The organism is Pseudomonas sp. BF-RE-25, from assembly GCF_019956105.1.
GTDB lineage: Bacteria > Pseudomonadota > Gammaproteobacteria > Pseudomonadales > Pseudomonadaceae > Aquipseudomonas > Aquipseudomonas migulae.
Genome location: NZ_JAHBDB010000011.1, coordinates 118,373 through 139,112, shown reverse-complemented (window position 1 = coordinate 139,112; position 20,740 = coordinate 118,373). Strand labels below are relative to the sequence as shown.

The 20,740-nt window shown below is 60.7% G+C and carries 18 protein-coding genes; 17 read left to right on the top strand and 1 reads right to left on the bottom strand.

Annotated features, from left to right (window positions below; genetic code table 11):
* The 3 genes from KGB24_RS06335 to KGB24_RS06325 all read left to right on the top strand — a co-directional run bounded on the left by KGB24_RS06335 (position 1) and on the right by KGB24_RS06325 (position 2,937).
* On the top strand, positions 1–1,113 hold the full coding sequence (locus KGB24_RS06335; RefSeq protein WP_192416381.1) for a succinylglutamate desuccinylase/aspartoacylase family protein: 1,113 nt from the start codon (positions 1–3) through the stop codon (positions 1,111–1,113).
* An 18-nt stretch (positions 1,114–1,131) separates the two neighbouring features.
* Positions 1,132–1,896, top strand: coding sequence for an ABC transporter ATP-binding protein (locus tag KGB24_RS06330; protein ID WP_008026415.1), 765 nt, complete (start codon positions 1,132–1,134; stop codon positions 1,894–1,896).
* A gap of 120 nt (positions 1,897–2,016) precedes the next feature.
* Positions 2,017–2,937 carry a MurR/RpiR family transcriptional regulator gene (locus KGB24_RS06325; protein WP_008041565.1) on the top strand — a complete coding sequence of 307 codons (921 nt, stop codon included), beginning with the start codon at positions 2,017–2,019 and terminating at the stop codon, positions 2,935–2,937.
* Positions 2,938–2,949: 12 nt separating this feature from the next.
* Here KGB24_RS06325 and KGB24_RS06320 read toward each other — a convergent pair whose 3' ends face one another.
* Entirely contained in the window at positions 2,950–3,870 is a 921-nt protein-coding gene (locus KGB24_RS06320; protein WP_223414308.1) for a helix-turn-helix domain-containing protein, read from the bottom strand.
* A gap of 161 nt (positions 3,871–4,031) precedes the next feature.
* Between KGB24_RS06320 and KGB24_RS06315 the strand changes: the two genes are divergently transcribed.
* The 14 genes from KGB24_RS06315 (at position 4,032) to KGB24_RS06250 (ending at position 20,679) form a co-directional block, all read left to right on the top strand.
* Positions 4,032–5,390, top strand: coding sequence for a glutamine synthetase family protein (locus KGB24_RS06315; RefSeq protein ID WP_223414307.1), 1,359 nt, complete (start codon positions 4,032–4,034; stop codon positions 5,388–5,390).
* Between the two features lie 173 nt (positions 5,391–5,563).
* The gene (locus KGB24_RS06310) at positions 5,564–6,652 is read left to right on the top strand and encodes a polyamine ABC transporter substrate-binding protein (RefSeq protein WP_008026423.1); all 1,089 of its coding nucleotides are present in this window, start codon (positions 5,564–5,566) and stop codon (positions 6,650–6,652) included.
* Entirely contained in the window at positions 6,649–7,950 is a 1,302-nt protein-coding gene (locus tag KGB24_RS06305) for an NAD(P)/FAD-dependent oxidoreductase (RefSeq protein WP_008041573.1), read from the top strand. The genes KGB24_RS06310 and KGB24_RS06305 overlap by 4 nt, the downstream gene beginning before the upstream one ends.
* Positions 7,951–8,735: 785 nt before the next feature.
* The gene (locus KGB24_RS06300; RefSeq protein WP_223414306.1) at positions 8,736–9,332 is read left to right on the top strand and encodes a paraquat-inducible protein A; all 597 of its coding nucleotides are present in this window, start codon (positions 8,736–8,738) and stop codon (positions 9,330–9,332) included.
* Positions 9,329–9,979: a paraquat-inducible protein A gene (locus KGB24_RS06295; protein WP_008026429.1), complete on the top strand. Its 651-nt coding sequence runs from the start codon at positions 9,329–9,331 to the stop codon at positions 9,977–9,979. The genes KGB24_RS06300 and KGB24_RS06295 overlap by 4 nt, the downstream gene beginning before the upstream one ends.
* Entirely contained in the window at positions 9,960–11,615 is a 1,656-nt protein-coding gene (locus KGB24_RS06290; protein WP_223414305.1) for an intermembrane transport protein PqiB, read from the top strand. The genes KGB24_RS06295 and KGB24_RS06290 overlap by 20 nt, the downstream gene beginning before the upstream one ends.
* Before the next feature lie 17 nt (positions 11,616–11,632).
* Positions 11,633–12,193: a membrane integrity-associated transporter subunit PqiC gene (locus tag KGB24_RS06285; protein WP_223414304.1), complete on the top strand. Its 561-nt coding sequence runs from the start codon at positions 11,633–11,635 to the stop codon at positions 12,191–12,193.
* A 79-nt stretch (positions 12,194–12,272) separates the two neighbouring features.
* Positions 12,273–13,517 (top strand): MFS transporter, encoded by a 1,245-nt coding sequence (locus tag KGB24_RS06280; protein WP_223414303.1) that lies wholly within the window; start codon positions 12,273–12,275, stop codon positions 13,515–13,517.
* 77 nt (positions 13,518–13,594) lie between these two features.
* Positions 13,595–14,110 (top strand): sigma-70 family RNA polymerase sigma factor, encoded by a 516-nt coding sequence (locus tag KGB24_RS06275; RefSeq protein WP_192416392.1) that lies wholly within the window; start codon positions 13,595–13,597, stop codon positions 14,108–14,110.
* Positions 14,111–15,088, top strand: a complete 978-nt coding sequence (locus KGB24_RS06270) for a FecR domain-containing protein (protein WP_223414302.1) — start codon at positions 14,111–14,113, stop codon at positions 15,086–15,088.
* 101 nt (positions 15,089–15,189) lie between these two features.
* The gene (locus KGB24_RS06265; RefSeq protein ID WP_223414301.1) at positions 15,190–17,619 is read left to right on the top strand and encodes a TonB-dependent receptor; all 2,430 of its coding nucleotides are present in this window, start codon (positions 15,190–15,192) and stop codon (positions 17,617–17,619) included.
* A gap of 65 nt (positions 17,620–17,684) precedes the next feature.
* On the top strand, positions 17,685–18,872 hold the full coding sequence (locus tag KGB24_RS06260; protein WP_223414300.1) for an ABC transporter substrate-binding protein: 1,188 nt from the start codon (positions 17,685–17,687) through the stop codon (positions 18,870–18,872).
* Positions 18,869–19,930, top strand: coding sequence for a FecCD family ABC transporter permease (locus KGB24_RS06255; protein WP_008026444.1), 1,062 nt, complete (start codon positions 18,869–18,871; stop codon positions 19,928–19,930). The genes KGB24_RS06260 and KGB24_RS06255 overlap by 4 nt, the downstream gene beginning before the upstream one ends.
* Positions 19,924–20,679, top strand: a complete 756-nt coding sequence (locus KGB24_RS06250) for an ABC transporter ATP-binding protein (RefSeq protein WP_223414299.1) — start codon at positions 19,924–19,926, stop codon at positions 20,677–20,679. The genes KGB24_RS06255 and KGB24_RS06250 overlap by 7 nt, the downstream gene beginning before the upstream one ends.
* Positions 20,680–20,740 lie beyond the last annotated feature (61 nt).

Below are 20,740 nucleotides of genomic sequence, written 5' to 3'. Positions count from 1 at the left end.
ATGGAGCACATTGAATACCTGTTGCCGTGGAGTGCTTCGGGCACCGAGCGGCGCCTGTCACTGTTTCGCTTTGGCAGCGGGCCGCGCAAGGCTTACATCCAGGCCTCACTGCATGCCGACGAGTTGCCGGGGATGCGTGTGGCGGTGGAACTCAAACGTCGTCTGCGAGTACTGGAAGAGCAAGGTCGCCTGAACGGGGTCGTCGAGTTGGTGCCGATGTCCAACCCCATCGGCATCGCCCAGATGTTCCAGGCGACCCATCAAGGTCGCTTCGAGTTCTCCAGCGGCAAGAATTTCAATCGTGATTTCCCGGAGTTGACCGAAGCCGTAGCCGCATTGGTGAAAGGCCAACTGGGCGCCGACGCCGACGTCAACACCGCGCTGATCCGCCGCGCAATGGCCGATGTCCTCGCCGACATACCGCCAGCCACTTCGGAACTCGATGGCCTGCGGCGCCTGCTGTTGCGGCATGCGTGTGACGCCGACGTGGTGCTGGACCTGCACTGCGATTTCGAATCAATCATGCTGCTTTATGCCATGCCGCAACACTGGCCACGCTTGCGCTCATTGGCCGCACGCCTGGGCGCCGGTGCCGCCCTGCTGGCCGAAGATGCTGGCGGCAGTGCCTTCGATGAAGCCTGTGCGATTCCTTGGTTACGCCTGGCCGAGCTGTTTCCCGAAGCGGCCATCCCGATGGCGTGCGTGGCCACGACCATCGAATTGCGTGGCATGGCCGACACCGAGCGCGAGCAATGTGTCGACAGCGCCGAGGCCATTCTTGGCTATCTCGCCGAACAAGGCCTGATCAGCGGTGACTGGCCCCAGGCCCCGATATCCGCTTGTGAAGCAACGCCATTCGCCGGGACGCAATACGCCTACGCGCCGCACCCTGGTGTGGTGAGTTTCCTGCAACCGCTGGGCGCCCGGGTCAAGGTTGGCGACCCACTGTTTGAAGTGCTTGATCCGCTGAACGATCGCCACAGCATCGTGCGCGCCAGCACCGACGGCATCCTTTATGCCCGCGAACGTCTGCGTTTTGCCCAACCCGGTTTGTGGCTGGCCAAAGTCGCCGGCACCCGCCTGATTCGCCAGGGCCGCTTACTCAGCGACTGACACCAGAGAGTGAACAGAATGTACAAACTTGAAATCCAGAACCTGCACAAAAGCTACGGCACCCACGAAGTGCTCAAGGGCGTATCCCTGGAAGCGAAAGCGGGCGACGTCATAAGCATCATCGGTTCCAGCGGCTCAGGCAAAAGCACCTTCCTGCGCTGCATCAACCTGCTGGAACAGCCAAACGCGGGCAACATCGTGCTCAATGGCGAGCAGCTCAAACTGGTGAACAACAAACTCGGTGGCCTGAAGGCTGCCGAACCCCGGCAGTTGCAGCGCATGCGTTCGCGACTGTCGATGGTGTTTCAGCACTTCAATCTCTGGTCGCACATGAGTGCCCTTGAAAACGTCATGGAAGCCCCGGTGCATGTGCAGGGGCTGGGCAAGAAAGAAGCGCGGGAAAAGGCCGAGCATTACTTGAACAAAGTCGGCGTGGCGCACCGCATGAACGCGTGGCCGGCGCATATGTCGGGTGGCGAGCAGCAGCGCGTAGCGATCGCACGTGCGTTGGCCATGGAACCGGAAGTGATGCTGTTCGATGAACCGACGTCGGCACTCGACCCCGAGCTGGTCGGCGAAGTGCTGAAGGTCATGCAGGACCTCGCTCAGGAAGGCCGCACCATGGTGGTGGTGACCCACGAAATGGGTTTTGCCCGGGAAGTCTCCAATCAACTGGTGTTCCTGCATAAGGGCCTGGTCGAAGAGCGCGGTGATCCGCGTGAGGTGCTGGTAAAACCACAGTCCGAACGGCTGCAACAGTTTTTGGCCGGCAGCTTGAAGTAATCCGCGCGTTTGCGTCACCGACCCTCGCCCTTGCGCTGCACGCCGAGGGTCGGCTTCGGATACACTCGCGCCAACCTCATGCCAGGCCTTCTCTAATTCTCAGGAAATGTTGAGCCGGATATGCCGACCCCATCGAAAGACACCACGGTCTATGCCGCGCCGGTCATGCGCAAACTGGCGGAAACCGTTTCCGAATTGCCGCCGTCACTGCGCAAGGTGGCCGACTTCATTCTGCGCCACCCGCTGAAGGCGGCGACGCTGACCATTGAAGAGATGGCTCACGTCACGTCCACCTCACCCGCAGCGGTAAACCGCCTGGCCAAAGCCCTGAACCTCGGTGGCTACACCGGCATGAAGGCCGAGCTGGTGGCGACGTTGCAGCAAATGGTCTCGCCCGTCGACAAGCTGCGCAACGAACTGGCGCATCGCCCCGACGGCGCGTTTGGGCTGCAGGAACAAATCCAGAGCGCCACCAGTAACCTGGCGACGGCGGCGACCAACAACCATGAAGACACGTTTGAAGCGTTCGTCACCAGCCTGATCAACGCACGAAAAATCTACATTCTTGGATTTGGCAACAGCGTCTATTTTGCCGGCCTTGCCGCCTCGACGCTGATGCCGTTCTGTGCGGACGCCACCGCCATCAGCATGGAGGGCGGTAACGAAAACGCCGCTTACCGTCTGGCCGCCATTACCGACCAGGACGTCTTGCTGGCGATTGCCCTGCCGCGTTACTCGCTCGATACCCTGCAACTCGCCCGCTTCGCCCATGAACGCGGGGCCAAAGTGCTGGCAATCACCGATTCGCCTGCGTCGCCGCTGACCAGCGTTGCCGATCACGTTCTGTTCGCCCCGGCCGATCACCCGGTCATGACCAGTTCCAACATCGCCGTACTCGCCTTGATCGAAGGGTTGGTCGCAGGGGTGATGGCGCGCAACAAGGAAGCCGTCAAACTGGCGACCGAGTTGACCGAAAGCGTCATGGCTTATCTGCACATCCCCGGCAGCACTAAATCGCCCAAAGCAACCAAGCCACGCTGAGCAGTGATCGGCTCAGCGGCTTGATGCCCGGCCGGTTTTACGCGCGAGGGTCTGACTGGGAAGCTCTTTGAACAACGCTCGGTAGCTGCTGGAAAACCGCCCCAAATGCCAGAACGACCACTGCATCGCCACTTCGGCCACGGTGGTTTCCATAGGCGAGCGATTCAGCAGTTCGCGGTGCGCGCTGTTGAGTCGGCGCAGACGCAGCCAATGGGTCGGTGTCATGCCGGTGTACGCCTTGAACGCGTGCTGCAACTGACGCAATGACACCCCGGCAACCCGGGAAAGCTCCAGCAGGTTCAGGGTTTCTTCCGGGGAATCGGCCGCCCATTCACCAATGCGCTTCATCACCGCCCGCTCTTCAGCGCGGCGCTGCAAACCGCCGCGATCCAGGCAGACCGAGGCGTTGTCGAGGATGTACAGGCAGTCTTCCAGCAACTGCTGGGTCAAGGCTTCTTTGCTCGGCGGATCGAGGGTTTGCGCCAACCGGGTCAAGGTCCCGCTCAGCCAGCGGCTGAACAGCGCGTTCTGCCCCGAATTCAGCGGCGCCATGAACAATCCTTCGAGCCTGGCGACATTCAGACCGTGACGCTGAACGAACTCCGGCCCGAACACCACGGCAATTTCCTGGTAGTTCTCTGGCGTGATCCAGATGTTGCGGCTTTCTTCATTCAGCACGTACAGCGCGTTGTCACTGCGATCGAAACAGAACGCCAGTGCTCCCTCGGGCGCGCTGAAATTCTGCTCGACCCGGGTGTTCATGTGTTCTTCGTAAATCTCTACGCCCTGCAGGTCGAGGTAACGCACCCGCCCGGCGAAATGCCCCGGCGACATCTGCTGGTAATGCTGGACCCAACCAGGTGTGGCGCGGATTTGCTCGGCGACATCGGCGGTATCGAACGCTTGGACCTGTAATGGATTGCACGCTGTCATGGGTGACCTTACGCACTCGTTTGGTGCGTTTTGGTGCTGCTGAAAGTGGATAGATGGAACGTCAAGGCTCGCCCAAGATAGTCGTCAACGCGTCCCAGGGGAAGTGTGTGGCGGATGAAACCACCCTCCCCGGCGTTAATAAAACCAATAACGAGGTCTTTATGAATGTCCCTTTCGATCAGCTGCTCACGTGGCTGAAAGATCACAAGATTACCGAAGTCGAGTGTGTCGTCAGCGACCTGACCGGCATTGCACGCGGCAAAATTGCGCCCACCAACAAGTTCCTGCATGAGCGAGGCATGCGCCTGCCGGAAAGTGTGCTGTTGCAAACGGTAACCGGGGACTTTGTCGACGACGACATCTACTACGACCTGCTCGACCCGGCCGACATCGACATGGTGTGCAAGCCGGTTTCCGATGCGGTGTACGTGATCCCATGGGCCATCGAGCCCACCGCAATCGTGATCCACGACACCTTCGACAAGTTCGGCAACCCGATCGAACTGTCGCCGCGCAACGTGCTGAAGAAAGTCTTGCAGTTGTACACCGACAAAGGCTGGAAGCCGATTGTCGCGCCGGAAATGGAGTTTTACCTGACCCAGCGCTGCGAAGACCCGGACTTGCCGCTCAAAGCGCCGATGGGCCGTTCGGGCCGTGCGGAAAGTGGGCGTCAGTCGTTTTCCATCGACGCCGCCAACGAATTCGACCCGCTGTTTGAAGACGTCTACGACTGGTGCGAATTGCAAGGCCTGGACCTCGACACGCTGATCCACGAAGACGGCCCGGCGCAGATGGAAATCAACTTCCGTCATGGCGACGCGCTGGACCTGGCCGACCAGATCACGGTGTTCAAACGCACGATGCGCGAGGCAGCGCTCAAGCATAACGTTGCGGCGACGTTCATGGCCAAGCCGATTGGCGACGAGCCGGGCAGCGCCATGCACATTCACCAGAGTGTGGTGGACATCGCCACCGGCCAGCCGATCTTCGCCAATTCCGACGGGCAGATGAGCGAGCTGTTCCTGCATTACATCGGCGGCCTGCAGAAATACATCCCCAAAGTTCTGCCGATGTTTGCGCCCAACGTGAACTCGTTCCGCCGTTTCCTGCCTGACACCTCGGCACCGGTGAACGTCGAGTGGGGTGAGGAAAACCGTACCGTGGGCCTGCGTGTGCCGACCTCCAGCCCTGAGGCGATGCGCGTGGAAAACCGCTTGCCCGGCGCCGATGCCAACCCGTATCTGGCCATCGCCGCCAGCCTGCTGTGCGGTTACCTCGGCATGGTCGAACGCATCGAGCCGAGCGCTGCGGTACAGGGCCGGGCCTACGAACGACGCAACCTGCGCCTGCCGATCACCATCGAAGACGCGCTGACGCAGATGGAAGAATGCGAAACCATCGAGCGTTATCTGGGCAGCAAGTTTGTCCGCGGTTATGTCGCGGTCAAGCGTGCCGAGCACGAGAACTTCAAACGGGTGATCAGCTCGTGGGAACGGGAGTTTTTGCTTCTTAGTGTCTGAAAACCACACGTCATATGAGATCACGCTGCCCCTGTAGGAGCCAGCTTGCTGGCGATAGCGCTGTGTCAGGCGTCATCAATGTTGCTTGATGCGCCGCCATCGCCGGCAAGCCGGCTCCTACAGAGGGACAGGAACGCTCAGGAAAACCCCCAATAACTCCAAGAGGTGTCGATATGCGTCTATTGAAATCCGTGGTCCCGGTCGCGCTGGCCCTGCTGTTCAGCGCTGTTGCCCAGGCTCAACCACAGGTCAGCGTCTACAACTGGACCGATTACATCGGCGAAACCACCCTCGCCGACTTCCAGGCCAAATCCGGAATCAAGGTGATCTACGACGTTTTCGACTCCAACGAAACCCTGGAGGGCAAACTGCTCGCCGGTCGTACCGGGTATGACGTGGTGGTGCCGTCCAACCACTTCCTCGCGCGCCAGGTGAAGGCCGGCGCGTTCCTCAAGCTGGATCGCGCACAGCTGCCGAACTTCAAGAACCTCGACCCGAAACTGCTGGCGCTACTGGAGAAAAACGATCCGGGCAACGAGCATTCGGTGCCTTACCTGTGGGGCACCAATGGCATCGGCTACAACGTCGACAAGGTCAAGCAAGTGCTGGGCATCGATCACATCGACTCCTGGGCCGTGCTGTTCGAACCGGAAAATATCAAGAAGCTCAGCCAGTGTGGCGTGTCGATGATGGACTCGGCGGATGAAGTCTTCCCCGCGATCCTCAACTACATGGGCATGGACCCGCGCAGCGAAAATCCCGAGGACTACAAGAAGGCCGAGGCCAAGTTGCTGAGCATCCGGCCTTACATCACTTACTTCCACTCATCCAAGTACGTGTCGGACCTGGCCAACGGCGACATCTGCGTGGCGTTCGGTTATTCCGGCGACGTGTTCCAGGCCGCCAACCGCGCCAAGGAAGCCAAGAACGGCGTGAACATCGCCTACGCGATTCCGAAGGAAGGCAGCAACCTGTGGTTCGATTTGCTGGCGATTCCTGCCGACGCCAGTAATACGAAGGAGGCGCACGCCTTCATCAACTACCTGCTCGACCCACAAGTGATCGCCAAGGTCAGCGCCTCGGTCGGTTACGCCAACCCCAACCCGGCCGCCAAACAATTCATGGACCCTGAGTTGGTGAACAATCCCGAGGTTTACCCGCCTCAGGAAGTGCTAGACAAACTCTACATCTCGACCACCCCGCCCCAGGCGATCATGCGGCTGATGACCCGTTCCTGGAGCAAAGTGAAGTCCAACAAATGAATCAGTACAACCATGAACATGCGCGCTCCTATTACGCGGCATCGGCCCATACGCTGACGCCCTTCCCTGCGCTGGAAGAGGACCTTGTCGCCGATGTCTGCGTGATCGGCGGCGGGTTTACCGGGGTCAATACGGCCATCGAACTGGCTCAGCGCGGGCTCTCGGTGATTTTGCTGGAAGCGCGGCGGATCGGCTGGGGCGCCAGCGGGCGCAACGGTGGCCAGTTGATCCGCGGCATTGGCCATGACGTCAGCGGTTTCGCCCGGCACGTCGGTGTAGAAGGCGTGCGTTACCTGGAGCGCGCGGGGACCGAATCGGTGGAACTGGTGGGCAAGCGCATCCGCGAGCACGGTATCGATTGCGACCTGCGCTGGGGTTTTTGCGAACTGGCCAACACCAAGGCACAGTTCGCGGCGTTCAAGGCCGAGCAGGAAGGCCTTGTCGAGTCGGGTTACGCCCATGAGACGCGCTTGGTCGGGCCGGAGCAGATCCGTGAACACGTGGTGAACTCAGGCGTGTATGCCGGTGGCCTGGTGGACATGGGCTCGGGGCATTTGCACCCGCTCAATCTGGTGCTTGGTGAGGCTCGACTGGCGCGATCGCTTGGGGTGCAGATCTTCGAACAAAGCCCGGTGCTGGAGTTGATTCATGGCAATACCGTGCAGGTGCGTTGTGCCGGGGGCACGGTGCGCGCAGGCAGTTTGGTGCTGGCATGTAACGCGCATCTGGACGAACTCGAACCGAAGCTCAGCGGCAAGGTGCTTCCGGCGGGCAGCTACATCATCGCCACCGAGCCTTTGGCGCCTGACGTCGCAACGCAGTTGATCCCGCAGAACCTGGCGCTGTGCGACCAGAAAGTCGGTCTGGATTACTACCGGCTCTCGGCGGACCGGCGTTTGCTGTTCGGCGGTGCCTGCCATTATTCCGGGCGTGATCCGGCAGACATTGCCGCCTACATGCGCCCGCAAATGCTCAAGGTGTTCCCGCAACTGGCCGATGTGCGCATTGATTATCAATGGGGCGGCAAGATTGGTATCACCGCCAATCGCTTCCCGCAGGTCGGGCGCTTGAGTCAGCATCCGAACGTGTTCTACGCACAGGGTTATTCCGGTCACGGCCTGAACGTGACCCATTGGTGCGCCAAACTGCTGGGCGAAGCGATTCACGCCGGGCACAGCCAAGGCTTTGACGTATTCAGCGCCGTGCCCCACATGACCTTCCCCGGCGGCCCGAAGCTGCGCTCGCCGCTGCTGGCCCTCGGCATGTTCTGGTATCGCCTGCGCGAAATCCTCGGCTAAAACACCCACTCCTTGCTGGCGATGGCGCCCTCAACATAGCCGCAAACCTCAAGGCCCAATCGCCAGCAAGCCGGCTCCTACAATGGTCGTGCGCAGCCGATCCACCAGGTAAACACCAAACCCTGTAGGAGCTGGCTTGCCAGCGATGGCGCCCGCAAGATCACCGCAAGTCTCAAGGCCCAATCGCCGGCAAGCCGGCTCCTACAATATCCGTGCACAGCCGATCCACCGGGCAAACACCAAACCCTGTAGGAGCTGGCTTGCCAGCGATGGCGCCCGCAAGATCACCGCAAGTCTCAAGGCCCAATCGCCGGCAAGCCGGCTCCTACAATATCCGTGCACAGCCGATCCACCGGGCAAACACCAAACCCTGTAGGAGCTGGCTTGCCAGCGATGGCGCCCGCAAGATCACCGCAAGTCTCAAGGCCCAATCGCCGGCAAGCCGGCTCCTACAATATCCGTGCACAGCCGATCCACCGGGCAAACACCAAACCCTGTAGGAGCTGGCTTGCCAGCGATGGCGCCCGCAAGATCACCGCAAGTCTCAAGGCCCAATCGCCGGCAAGCCGGCTCCTACAATGGCCGTGCACAGCCGATCCACCGGGTAAACACCAAACCCTGTAGGAGCCGGCTTGCTGGCGATGGCGGCCGAAAGATCAGTGCAGGACTCAAGGCCCGATCGCCAGCAAACCGGCTCTTAGTCCGCCTTTTAATTTGCTCAATCGCAAGGCACTTCTATATTGAGGATGTGCTCTGACTTTCCTGCCTCCTGGCGAGTGCGGCCTATGGCTACGACTGACCAACTGATCATCTGCGAGCACTGCGACTGCGTGTATCAAAAAGTCACGCTCGCCAAACATCAGAAAACCCTCTGTACGCGCTGCGGCGGCGTGCTTCAGCGCTATAACGGTCTGACGGTGGAGCAGCGGCTGGCGCTGACCGTCACCGCGCTGATGCTGTGGATTTTCGCCAATTTCTACCCGGTCATGAGCATCAGCCTGCAAGGCCTGAAAAACAGCGCGACGCTGTGGGATTCGGTGCAGGCCCTGAGTCTGGGGCCGATTACCTTCATCGCGATGGTGGCGGCGATCGCCATGATCATCGCGCCGATTTTCCAGTTGCTGCTGCTGATCTGGGTCCTGAGTTTTGCCCTCGCCTCCCGTCGTTCGCCGGGTTTCAAATTCTGTATGCGCTGGCTGGAAACCCTGCGGCCCTGGAGCATGCTGGAAGTCTGCCTGCTGGGGGCGATGGTCGCGGTGATCAAGCTCGCCGGGTTGCTCGACGTCCTGCCCGGCATCGGCCTGTTCGCCCTGGCCATTCTCAGCCTGATGATGATCCGCGTCGCCGGGCGCGATGTCCGTGAACTGTGGGATGTCTTATGAACACGCCACCGGTCGCCAGCGAACTCAACCTGTGTCTCTGCCACAGCTGCGGCCTGGCCTGTGACATGACCGGCGAACCCCACGAATGCGAACGCTGCGGTGCGCCGCTGCATCGGCGCAAAACCAACGCCCTGACCCGAACCTGGGCCTACTTGATCACATCGTTGGTGTTTTACATCCCGGCCAATGTGTTGCCGGTGATGAACACCAAAATGGTCGGCAGCGGCGCGGACAGCACAATCATGGGCGGTGTGCTGGATTTCTGGCAGCACGGCGCCTGGGACATCGCCCTGATCATTTTCATTGCCAGCATCGCGGTGCCGGGCATCAAGTTCGTCGCCCTGACGTTGTTGCTGGTGACCGTTCAGCGCGACAGTGATTGGGCGCGCAAAGAGCGCTCAAAAATGTACCGTTTCGTCGAGCTCATCGGTTATTGGTCGATGCTCGACGTGATCGTGGTCGCCCTGGTGGCTTCGTTGGTGAAGTTCCAGGCGCTGGCCGATATCGAACCGCGCGCGGGCATTCTGTTTTTTGGTCTGGTGGTGGTGTTCACCATGCTGTCGGCGATGAGTTTCGACCCACGTCTGATCTGGGATCAGCAACATTCCGAAAACGAGGAGGTCATGGATGAAGTCTCAAGCCGCTGACGGGCCGCAAGCTCCCGGACAGGCCCCCATCAAGACCCGCCGCTACAGCGTTTCATTGGTGTGGATCGTGCCGATTGTCGCGGTGCTGGTGGGTATTTCGCTGGTAGTGCACAGCATTTTGCAGGAAGGACCAACCATCACCGTCACGTTCAAGACCGGTAGCGGCCTGACTGCCAACAAGACCGAAGTCAAATACCGCAACGTGGTGATCGGGCATGTCTCCGACGTGGAACTGAGCAACGACCAGAAAAGCGTCAACGCCACCGTCAAACTGTCCAAGCAGGCGGAAAGTTTCACCCGCGAAGACTCGCAATTCTGGGTGGTGCGGCCCCGCATCGGTGCTGGCGGCGTGTCGGGCATCGATACACTGCTGTCCGGGGACTACATTGGCGCCGACATCGGCCAGGCCAATGCCCGGTCGAAGAATTTTACCGGGCTGGAAAATCCGCCACCCATTACCTATGGCGAACCCGGAAAGCGCTTTACGCTGCACACCCAGGACCTGGGCTCGCTCGACATTGGTTCCCCCGTCTACTACCGCAAAATTCCGGTCGGCCAAGTGGTCGCCTATGCCCTGGACGCCGACGGTAAAGGGGTAAACCTCGAAGTCTTCATCCATTCGCCCAACGATGCCTTCGTCACCGATAACACCCGCTTCTGGAATGCCAGCGGCATTGATGTCAACGTCGGCGCCAACGGTTTTTCGGTGAAGACCGAGTCGCTCTCGTCCATATTGGTGGGCGGCATCGCGTTCAGGGCTCCGGAATACAGCCCCAACGATAAACCGGCGCTGGAGGACAAAGGCTTCGAGCTGTTCGAAGACCAGCAAACCGCCCTCGCCCCACCCAGCGGCAAGGCGCAGTTCCTGAGTTTGCGTTTCGACCAGGCATTGCGTGGGCTGAAGGTCGGTGCACCGGTGGAATTCCTCGGCATCGAGTTCGGCAGGGTCGTGTCAGTCAATCTGGATTTCGACCCGAAAAAACGCAGCTTTCCGGTCAACGTCGGCATCGTGATCTACCCGCAACGGCTCGGCCAGGCCCACGCCAGAATGCTTGAAGCGTTGAAGCATGACCCCAATGACGAAGCCGCCGGCGTACGGTTGATGGGCAGCTTCATCGAAAACGGTCTGCGGGCCCAGGCGCGCAGCGGCAATCTGTTGACCGGCCAGTTGTACATCGCACTCGACTTCTACCCCAAAGCGGAGAAAGTCGTGTTCGACCCGACCGCCCGCCCTGTCAGCATTCCCACCATTCCTGGCAGCCTCGAACAATTGCAGGAAAAACTCGAAGGCATGGTCACCAAGATCAACCAACTGCCCATCGAGCGCATCGCCGGCAACCTCGACAGCAACCTCGTAGAGCTGCGCAAGGGCCTCGCGCAATTCAACGCCAAGACCCTGCCTGGCGTGCAAACCACCCTGGCAGACGTCAGCAAAACCCTGCAATCGGCCAGCTCGACCCTTGCTGAAGACTCGCCGCAACGCGAGCAATTGACCCAGACCCTGGAAGAACTCGGGCGCATGTCGCGCTCCCTGCGTGAGCTCTCGGATTACCTGGGCCGGCATCCAGAGTCGCTGATTCGCGGTCGTCCCAATAACGCAGCACCGACGGACCTACAGGGCCCACCGCGCAACTGACCACAGGAGCAACACCCATGGCTTTTTCGCTGAAGATTACCTTGGTCACTGCGTGTCTACTGCTCGCCGCCTGCCGCAGTGACCCGATTCAGTTCCACACCCTGACCCCGGCACAACTGAGCGGCACCGCACGAGGCAACGGCGGGGAAATCCAGATCGAAAGCCTCAGCGTACCGGCCCAGGTCGATCGCCCGCAGATCGTCATTCGTCAGGGCAACAGCGGTGTGGCAATTCTCGAAACCCAATGGTGGGCTGCGAGTCTGGTGGACGAGTTGCGCAGTGCTCTGGTGGATCAACTGGCCAACAGCAGTCCGAAGCGAAGAGTGTCAGTACGCCTGGAGGTGCAACGCTTCGACTCGATTCCCGGGCAGTACGGTTTGATCGACGTCAAATGGCGCCTGCGCAATCCCGGCGAAGGCGATAGCACGCTGATTACGTGCCGCAGCACTTTGCAGACGCCTTCAGGCCCCTCCATTGATGACTTGGTGGTGGCCCAGCAAAACAACGTCAAACGCCTGGCCGCGTTGATCAGCCAGGCGGCAACCACTGCGCAGCGAGGCTGTCCGGCTGCCAACTGACACCGATACAGAACGCCCGATATGGTTTTCCCTCGATGGCAAAGCACGTAGGATGCCGGCCAACCACCGAGGCTGACCGATGTTCCATTCAGGCACTTTTCAGGGTTCCAGCGTCAGAATCCTGATTTATCTTCTGTTCACGATCCAGCTCATCTCCATGGGGGCGATGGAAATGAGCGGCCCGTTCTGGCCGGTCTACCTGCGCGGGCTGACCACGTCGGAATCGCTGTTCAGTTTCGCCAGCATCGCCGTGTACGTCGGCCCGATGCTGGGCATCATGCTGACCAGCGCCTTCTGGGGCAGGATCGGCGACCGTTATGGTCACAAGTTGATGATGATTCGTGCCTTGGCCGGTTTGTCGTTGACTCAGCTGGGGTTGGCACTGTGCAGCGATATCTGGGTGATTCTGCTGCTGCGCTTCCTGCAAGGCGCCTTTGCCGGGTATATCGCGCCAGCCCAGGCTTATGGGGTCAGTATCGAGGCGCCATCACGGCGGGCCCGCCTGTTTGCGATCCTGCAAATCTCCACCAACGTCGGCTCGTTGCTCGGCGCAGTGGTTGGCGGTCTGATTCTCGATTACGCGACTTTTTTCTGGATCAATCTCATCGCTTCGGCGCTCTGCGCGGTGTGCACCGTGGTGGCGGCCGTGACGTTGCCGGATGTACCGCCCGTGAAAAAAACGCCGGTGGTGGATGCGGCGCTGCAGCCGGCTCGGGCCCGCGGCGTGTGGCAGGGTTCTCCCCTGATGTCGCTGTTGGGCGTCATGGGCATTCTGCTGTTGGCGCGGATGCTGCCGCAGACCTCGTTTTCGTTGTACGTCAGCTCGGTGTTTGAGGTTGGCAATTCGGTCACGGGCCTGTGTTACGGCTTGCTGGCACTGGGCTTCATCCTTTCGGCGACACGCTGGGCGCGCTACTTCGAACACCGGACCCAACAGCAAACCCTGCAGCGAATGTCCTGGGTTGTCATTGGCTGCATCGGCCTGACCGGCGTCGCCGGCCTTACCCGAAACCCGGCCGTGTTTGTCATCGCCTACTTCCTGTGGGGCGTGCTGCTGGGCGCCACGACGCCGGTGCTGATGGCGCTGATTTCCAAAACGGTCGACAGTTCGCAACAGGGTTACGTACTGGGTGTGGCACAGAGCACTGCGCAACTGGCCTCCATCGCAGGAATTTCCCTGGGTGGTTTGCTCAGTCAGGTCTACGGCCTGCAATACACCTATCTGATCGTTTGCCTGGCCTACGCAATGGCCTTGGTGCTCATTGTCGCCTTGCGTTTTCGATCAGTACTGTTGCAACCGGACGAAGCGCCACGCTGCGACTGATCAGCCTCCCCCTTGCGCCGCAGGGGTGCAGTCACTTAGGATTGGGAATACTTCTCAATCGCTAAAAATTATCATCCATGAGCGATACCCTGCCCGCGACTCATCACAATCACCTGCGCGCGATCGAGGCTCTCTATACCGGCCATCACGGCTGGTTGTACGCCACGCTACGCAAAAAACTGGGCAACGCCATGGATGCGGCGGACCTGGCGCAAGACACCTTCACACGCATACTGGCTTCCAGGGTCGCGGTCATTGAACAGCCCCGCGCCTACCTGAGCTGTGTGGCCAAGGGCATTCTGGTCAATTGGTATCAGCGCAAGGCGCTTGAACGCGCCTATCTGGATGCCCTGGCGCTGTTGCCTGCCCCTGAAGCGCCCTCGCCCGAATTGCGTTTCCTCGTGCTGGAAACCCTGCATGAAATCGACGCGATGCTCGACGCCCTGCCGCCGCTGGTCAAACGCGCATTCCTGCTGTCGCAGATCAGCGGGCTGAAATACGACGACATCGCCACGCAACTGGACGTGTCGCTGATCACCGTGAAGCGCTACATGAAACAGGCCTTCGTTCAATGCCTGATGCTGGTGGAATGAATGTCGACCTACGCCACGCCCACTCAGATTGATCCACAAGTACTCGACGAAGCGGCCGAGTGGCTGATGCGCATCAGCGAAGGCGACCTTGACGATACCGAACGCGCCGAGTGGGAATGCTGGCGCGTCAGCAGCCCTGAACGCAGCCGCGCCTGGGGCCGCGCCCAACTGCTGCAAAGCAAGCTGGGCGGCCTGCCCCCGTCATTGGCGATGTTGGCGCTGGATCGCCCGAGCAATCCCGAGCGCCGCGTGGCCCTCGGCAAACTGGCGATAATGCTGGCCGTGTTACCCGCCGGCTGGGGCAGTTGGAAGCTGGTTGAATCCCAGCAATGGTCGGCCGACTACCGGACCGCCGTGGGCCAGCAACGCGAGTTGACGCTCGCCGATGGCTCGCGCATTACCCTCAACACCGACTCGGCGATCGATGTGCTGTTCGACGCCCGTCAACGGCTGATCAATTTGCGTGAAGGTGAAATCCTGGTGCAGACCGCGCCGGATGTCGCCCCCCAGTCCCGACCGTTTCTGGTGACCACCCGTCAGGGGCGAATGCAGGCATTGGGCACGCGGTTCACGGTGCGCGAACTGCAAACCCGCACTCAGCTCGCGGTACTGGACGGCGCTGTCAGGGTTGAACTGCCCGGTGGCAACGGCGTAACGCCCTTGATCGTCAATGCCGGGCAACGCACCGACTTTTCATCGCAGGCTTTTGGCTTGCTGAACCCGGTGGACCGCTCCGTCAGCGCCTGGACCCAAGGCATGCTGATGGCTGACAACATGCGTCTGGCCGACTTCATCGCGGAACTGGCGCGTTATCGCAAAGGCTTCGTGCGTTGTGATCCGGCCATTGCCGGTCTGCGCATTTCTGGCGCGTTCCCCATCAGCGATACCCAACGCACCTTGAACATGCTGGTGCAAACCTACCCGGTGCTCGCAACCGGCCACTTGAGCGGTTATTGGGTGACGCTCTCCCCCGCCTGAACCTCGCGCAAAAAAAAAGGCTGAGCGGGTGATACTTTTTTTGATCTCGACTGGCAAGGAAAGGAAGAACTTCTCAACCTCGTCGAAAGGGTCATCACTCCATGTTCGTTGCACGCCCTCTGCGTTCGGATCGCTCACTCAAGCTGGCTATCCGCAGCGCGTTGCTAAGCCTTGCCCTGACCGGCGTCGCCTGCCCCGTTGCCCTTGCCGCGCCAGCGTCACTGGATGCCTCTGCGACCCGCGCCTACAGCATTGCCCCCGGCCCGCTGGGGGCAACCTTGTCGAAGTTCGCGGTGGACGCCGGCATTGCGCTGTCATTCCAGCCATCGATGACCGAGGGCCTGATGAGTCCGGGGCTTTCCGGCACTTACTCGACCCAGGAAGCGATCACCCGACTGTTGTCCGGCAGCGGTCTGCAAATAGTGCCGCGCACTGATGGCAGCTACACCCTGGCGCCGATCCCGGCCAACAGCGAGGGTGACCTGACCCTTGCCGAAACCACGATCAACGGCACCGACGGTCGCAAGGGCAGCTTGCCGCCAGCCTACCCGGGCGGTCAGGTCGCCCGTGGCGGGCGTCTCGGCATGCTGGGCAACAAGGACGTGATGGACGCGCCGTTCAGCGTCAGCAACTACACCTCGACGCTGATGAAAGATCAACAGGCCGTGACAGTGGCCGATGTGCTGGAGCGCGACTCCTCGGTACGCTCCACTGGCCAGACTGGCGGCATTGTCGATTCCTTCTTCATTCGCGGTTTCCCGGTGGGCGAAGGCAACCTCGGCGAACTGGCATTCGACGGGGTGTATGGCGTTGCACCCAACTACCGGGTCTTCACCGAATACGCCGAGCGTATCGAAGTGATCAAGGGCCCCGGCGCCCTGCTGTACGGCATGTCGCCCAACAGTGGTGTCGGTGGCGTGATCAACGTAGTCCCCAAGCGTTCTCTCGATGAGGACCTGACCCGCTTCACCGCCAGCTACGCCATGGATTCGCAGATCGGCGGGCACATCGATGTCAGCCGGCGCTTCGGCGAAGAACGCCGCTTCGGTGTGCGCGTCAACGGCAGCACCCAGCAAGGTGACACGGCCATCGACGATCAATCTCGTGACGTCGACATCGGCGCCATCTCCCTGGACTATCAGGGTGATCGTCTGCGAACCACCCTGGACCTGATCAGCCAGAAAGAACAATTCGACGCCGCATCCCGTCCGTTTCTCATCGCCTCGGGCGTGGAGATTCCCTCCGCCGCCAACGGCCGCACCAACGTGAGCCAGGACTGGGGTTGGGCCGAAACCCGCGATAAATCGGCCCTGCTCGGTGCCGAGTACGACCTCAACGACGCCTTGACCGTGTTCGCCCACGCCGGTGGCGGCCGGTCGGACGTGAAGCGGATGTCTGATCAGACCCCGACCATTCTCAACAACGCGGGTGACACCTCTTCAATCCCGGGCTACTACAAGTTCGAAGTCGAGCGCTACACCGTCGACGCCGGTGCCCGACTGCGCTTCGACACCGGTCCGATCAGCCACAGCACCACGTTGCAGGTCACCCGTTATCGCGACGATCTGAAACGCGGCATCATTTCCGGCCCGGCCGTGCTGTCGAACATGTACCACCCGATCGACCGCCCGAAACCGTCCATTGCCGAACCGGACGCCCTCAAAGTCTCCGAGACCGAACTGTCGGGTGTGGCGTTGGCCGACACCCTTTCGGTACTGGATGAGCGCTTGCAGGTCACTGTCGGCCTGCGCAAGCAGAACATCGAATCCGATAACTTCAACGCGGCCGGCGCCGTCACCACGTCTTACGATGAAAGCGAAACCACGCCGCTGTTCGGGGTGGTGGTCAAGCCCTGGGACCACGTGTCGTTCTACTACAACTACATCGAAGGCCTGAGCAAGGGCGACATCGCCCCGGCCACTGCGTCGAACTCCGGCGAGATCTTCGCGCCATACATTTCCCGCCAGCAGGAAGTCGGGGTCAAGGTCGACTACGGCACCTTCACCTCCACGCTCAGCCTGTTCCAGATCAAGAAACCCAGCGGCGAGCTGGCCTCCGGTGTGTTCTCGGTACGAGGTGAACAGCGCAACCGGGGCGTGGAGTTGAACGTGTTTGGCGAAATCGCCCAAGGCACTCGCCTGCTCGGTGGCGTCACCGTCCTCGACGCCGAACTGACCAAGACCGGTACCGCGGCCAATCGCGGCAACAAACCGGTGGGCGTGCCCGAGGTCCAGGCCAACTTGTGGGCCGAGTGGGACGCGCCATGGATCGAAGGTTTGACGCTGACCAGCGGCGCGATCTACACCGGCAGCCAATACGTCAACCAGGCCAATACCCAGGAACTCGACCCCTGGACCCGCTTCGATGTTGGCGCACGTTACGCCACGCGCATCGCCGAGCGTCCGACCACGTTCCGGGCCACGGTGCAGAACGTTTTCGACCGTGAGTACTGGTCCGGTGTCGCGTCCTATGGCGCCTTCTCACAAGGTTCGCCGCGCACCCTGCAACTGTCGGCCACCGTCGACTTCTGAAACGTTCAGCCCCGGGCAACGGCCTGAGCCGTTGCCCGGTCTGGCTACCTGCAAAGGTTTCAACCATGGCATCTGTTCATCCACGCCGCCACGCCTTCGCGGCCCTGCTATTGGCGGGACTGCTGGGCGTGGTGTGGTTTTCCCTGGCGCCGCGCACCGCGCTCGCGGCGAATCCGGATCCCGCCGCTGTCACGGTCACTGACCTGCTGGGCCGCAAGGTCAAGGTCCACATCCCGGTCAGACGGGTGATTCTCGGCGAGGGGCGCCAGTTGTACCTGGTCGCCGCGCTGGATACGCAAAACCCCATCGAGCGCATCGTCGGTTGGCGCAAGGATTTGATTCAGTCCGACCCGGACACTTACGGCGCCTACCTGCGCAAGTTCCCCGACATCGCCAGGATTCCCACCTTCGGCGGCTTCGAGGACGGCACCTTCGACATCGAGCAAGCGATCTCGCAACAACCGGACGTCATCGTCCTGAACATCGAAGCACAACACGCCACCGAAGATGCGCGTTACATCGAGAAGCTCGACGCGCTGGGGATCCCGGTGGTCTACGTCGATTTTCGCAACAACCCGATGCAAAACACCGAGCCGACCATGCGCCTGTTCGGCCAGTTGTTTGGCAAGGAGGATCGCGCCGAGGCGTTTATCGACTTTCGCAATCAACAGATCCGTCGTGTCACCGACGTCATCGAGGCCAAACACCCTGCGCGGCCCACTGTATTCATCGAGCGAATCGGTGGGTACACCGACGATTGTTGCCTGAGTTTCGGCAACGAAAATTTTGGCCTGTTTGTCGACATGGCCGGTGGCAACAACATCGCCAAAAGCATCATTGCGAACACCTTTGGCCAGTTGAACCCCGAACAGGTGATCGTCGCCAACCCGGACCAAGTGGTCGTCACCAGCGCCAACTGGCAAGCCTTTGCGCCCGGCGGTCGCTGGGTAGGCGTCGGACCGGGCGCGGACCTGACACAAGCACGACATAAACTGGCCTGGTACACCCAACGCCCGGCCTACGCCGGTATCAAGGCGCAGAACGATCAAGCGTTTCATGCCATCTGGCATCAGTTCTACAACAGCCCCTATCAGTTTGTGGCCATCCAGCAATTGGCCAAGTGGTTCCATCCGGCGCTGTTTGCCGATCTGGATCCCGACGCCGCGTTTCGCGAACTCCACGAGCGCTTCCTGCCCGTGCCCTACCAGCCGGGCTACTTCGTCAGCCTTGAGAAAACCGGGGTAAAGCCATGAGTTCGTTAGGCGAACTGCCTATTGCGCAGAGCGTGACGTACCGTCAACGGGTCCTGCGAAAACGGCTGATCCTGGTTGCGCTTGCGGTGTTGCTGGTGTTCAGCGTGTTGCTCGATCTGGCGCTGGGGCCGGCCAGTTACAGCCTGAGGGAGGTGCTTGGCGCCCTGTTTTCACCGGACACGGCGTCGGCGCAAGTGCGGGTGGTGATGTGGGACATCCGCTTGCCGGTCGCACTGATGGCGGTTGCGGTCGGCGCGGCGCTGTCGCTGGCCGGTGCGCAGATGCAGACAATCCTCAACAACCCGCTGGCCAGCCCGTTCACCCTGGGCCTTTCTGCCGCCGCAAGTTTTGGCGCGGCAATGGGGCTGGCTTTCGGGGTGGCGCTGTTTCCACTGGCGGCGCAGTACATGGTGCCGCTGAACGCGTTCATCATGGCCATGCTCTGCGCGCTGCTGATCCACTTTCTGAGCATGCGTCGCGGCGTAACCGCCGAAACCATCGTGCTGCTCGGTATTGCCCTGGTGTTTACGTTTAACGCGTTGTTGGCACTGGTGCAGTTTTTTGCCACAGAGCAAGCGGTAGCGGCCGTGGTGTTCTGGACCATGGGCAGCCTGACCAAAGCCACCTGGCCAAAACTCGGGGTGATTTGCGCGGTGATCCTTATCACCCTGCCGATCTTCGCCAAACGGGCCTGGGCCCTGACGGCCCTGCGTCTGGGCGATGACAAAGCCGCGAGCTTCGGGATCAACGTGCGCAGCTTGCGCTTCCAGACGCTGATCATGGTCAGCCTGCTCGCCTCGTTTCCGGTGGCCTTCGTCGGCACCATCGGTTTTATCGGGCTGGTCGGCCCGCACATTGCCCGGATGCTGATTGGTGAAGATCAACGGTTCTTTTTGCCGGCGTCATTGCTGACCGGTGCGCTGATTCTGTCCGCCAGTTCGGTGGTCAGCAAAACCCTGATCCCCGGCGCGATTTTCCCTATTGGCGTGGTCACTTCGCTGATCGGCGTGCCGTTCTTCATCTCTTTGATCCTCGGCGGGAAGAAAAACACATGGTGAAGCTCCAGCTTGAAAACCTTGGCGCCCGCTATGGCCAGCGCGAGATCATTAGCGCCGTGACCACGGCAACGTTTATCGGTGGCCAGGTGGTCGCAGTGGTCGGGCCCAATGCAGCGGGTAAATCCACCCTGTTCAAACGCATGGCCGGGCTGATCGACGGCCCGGGACAGGTCAACTTGCAGGGCTCGAAAAAAGGGCCACAGGGCATCAGCTACATGCCTCAGGGCTTGAATGCCAGTGCCCGGCTGACCGTCTATGAATCCGTGCTGCTGGCCCGCAAACAACTGACGCCGGGGTGGGTCGTTCACGACGACGAGCTGAAACTCGTGGACCAGATTCTCGACGCGCTCGGCATCACCGAACTATCCTTTCGCAACCTCGGTGAACTCAGTGGCGGGCAGCAGCAATTGGTATCGATCGCACAAACGCTGGTGCGCGAACCGGAAATCCTGCTGATGGACGAACCGACCAGCGCGCTGGACATGCATCGGCAGGTTCAAGTGCTGAACTTCATGCGCGCACTGGCACGCAAACGCGAAGTCATTGTATTTATTGCCATTCATGACCTGAATCAAGCGCTACGCTTTGCCGATCAGGTATTGGTGATTGCCAATGGAACGTCCCGGGGGAGCGGCCCCAGCGATGAAGTGATCACCGAACAGATGCTGCGCGATGTCTACGGCGTCGAGGCCAGGATCGAGATTTGCAGCCGTGGCCAGCGCCATATCCTGATCGACGACATCGTTTGAATCAGATCGACCGGGCAAGGGGCTGAGTCACTGCTAATCTGAATGAAAATTACATGTATTA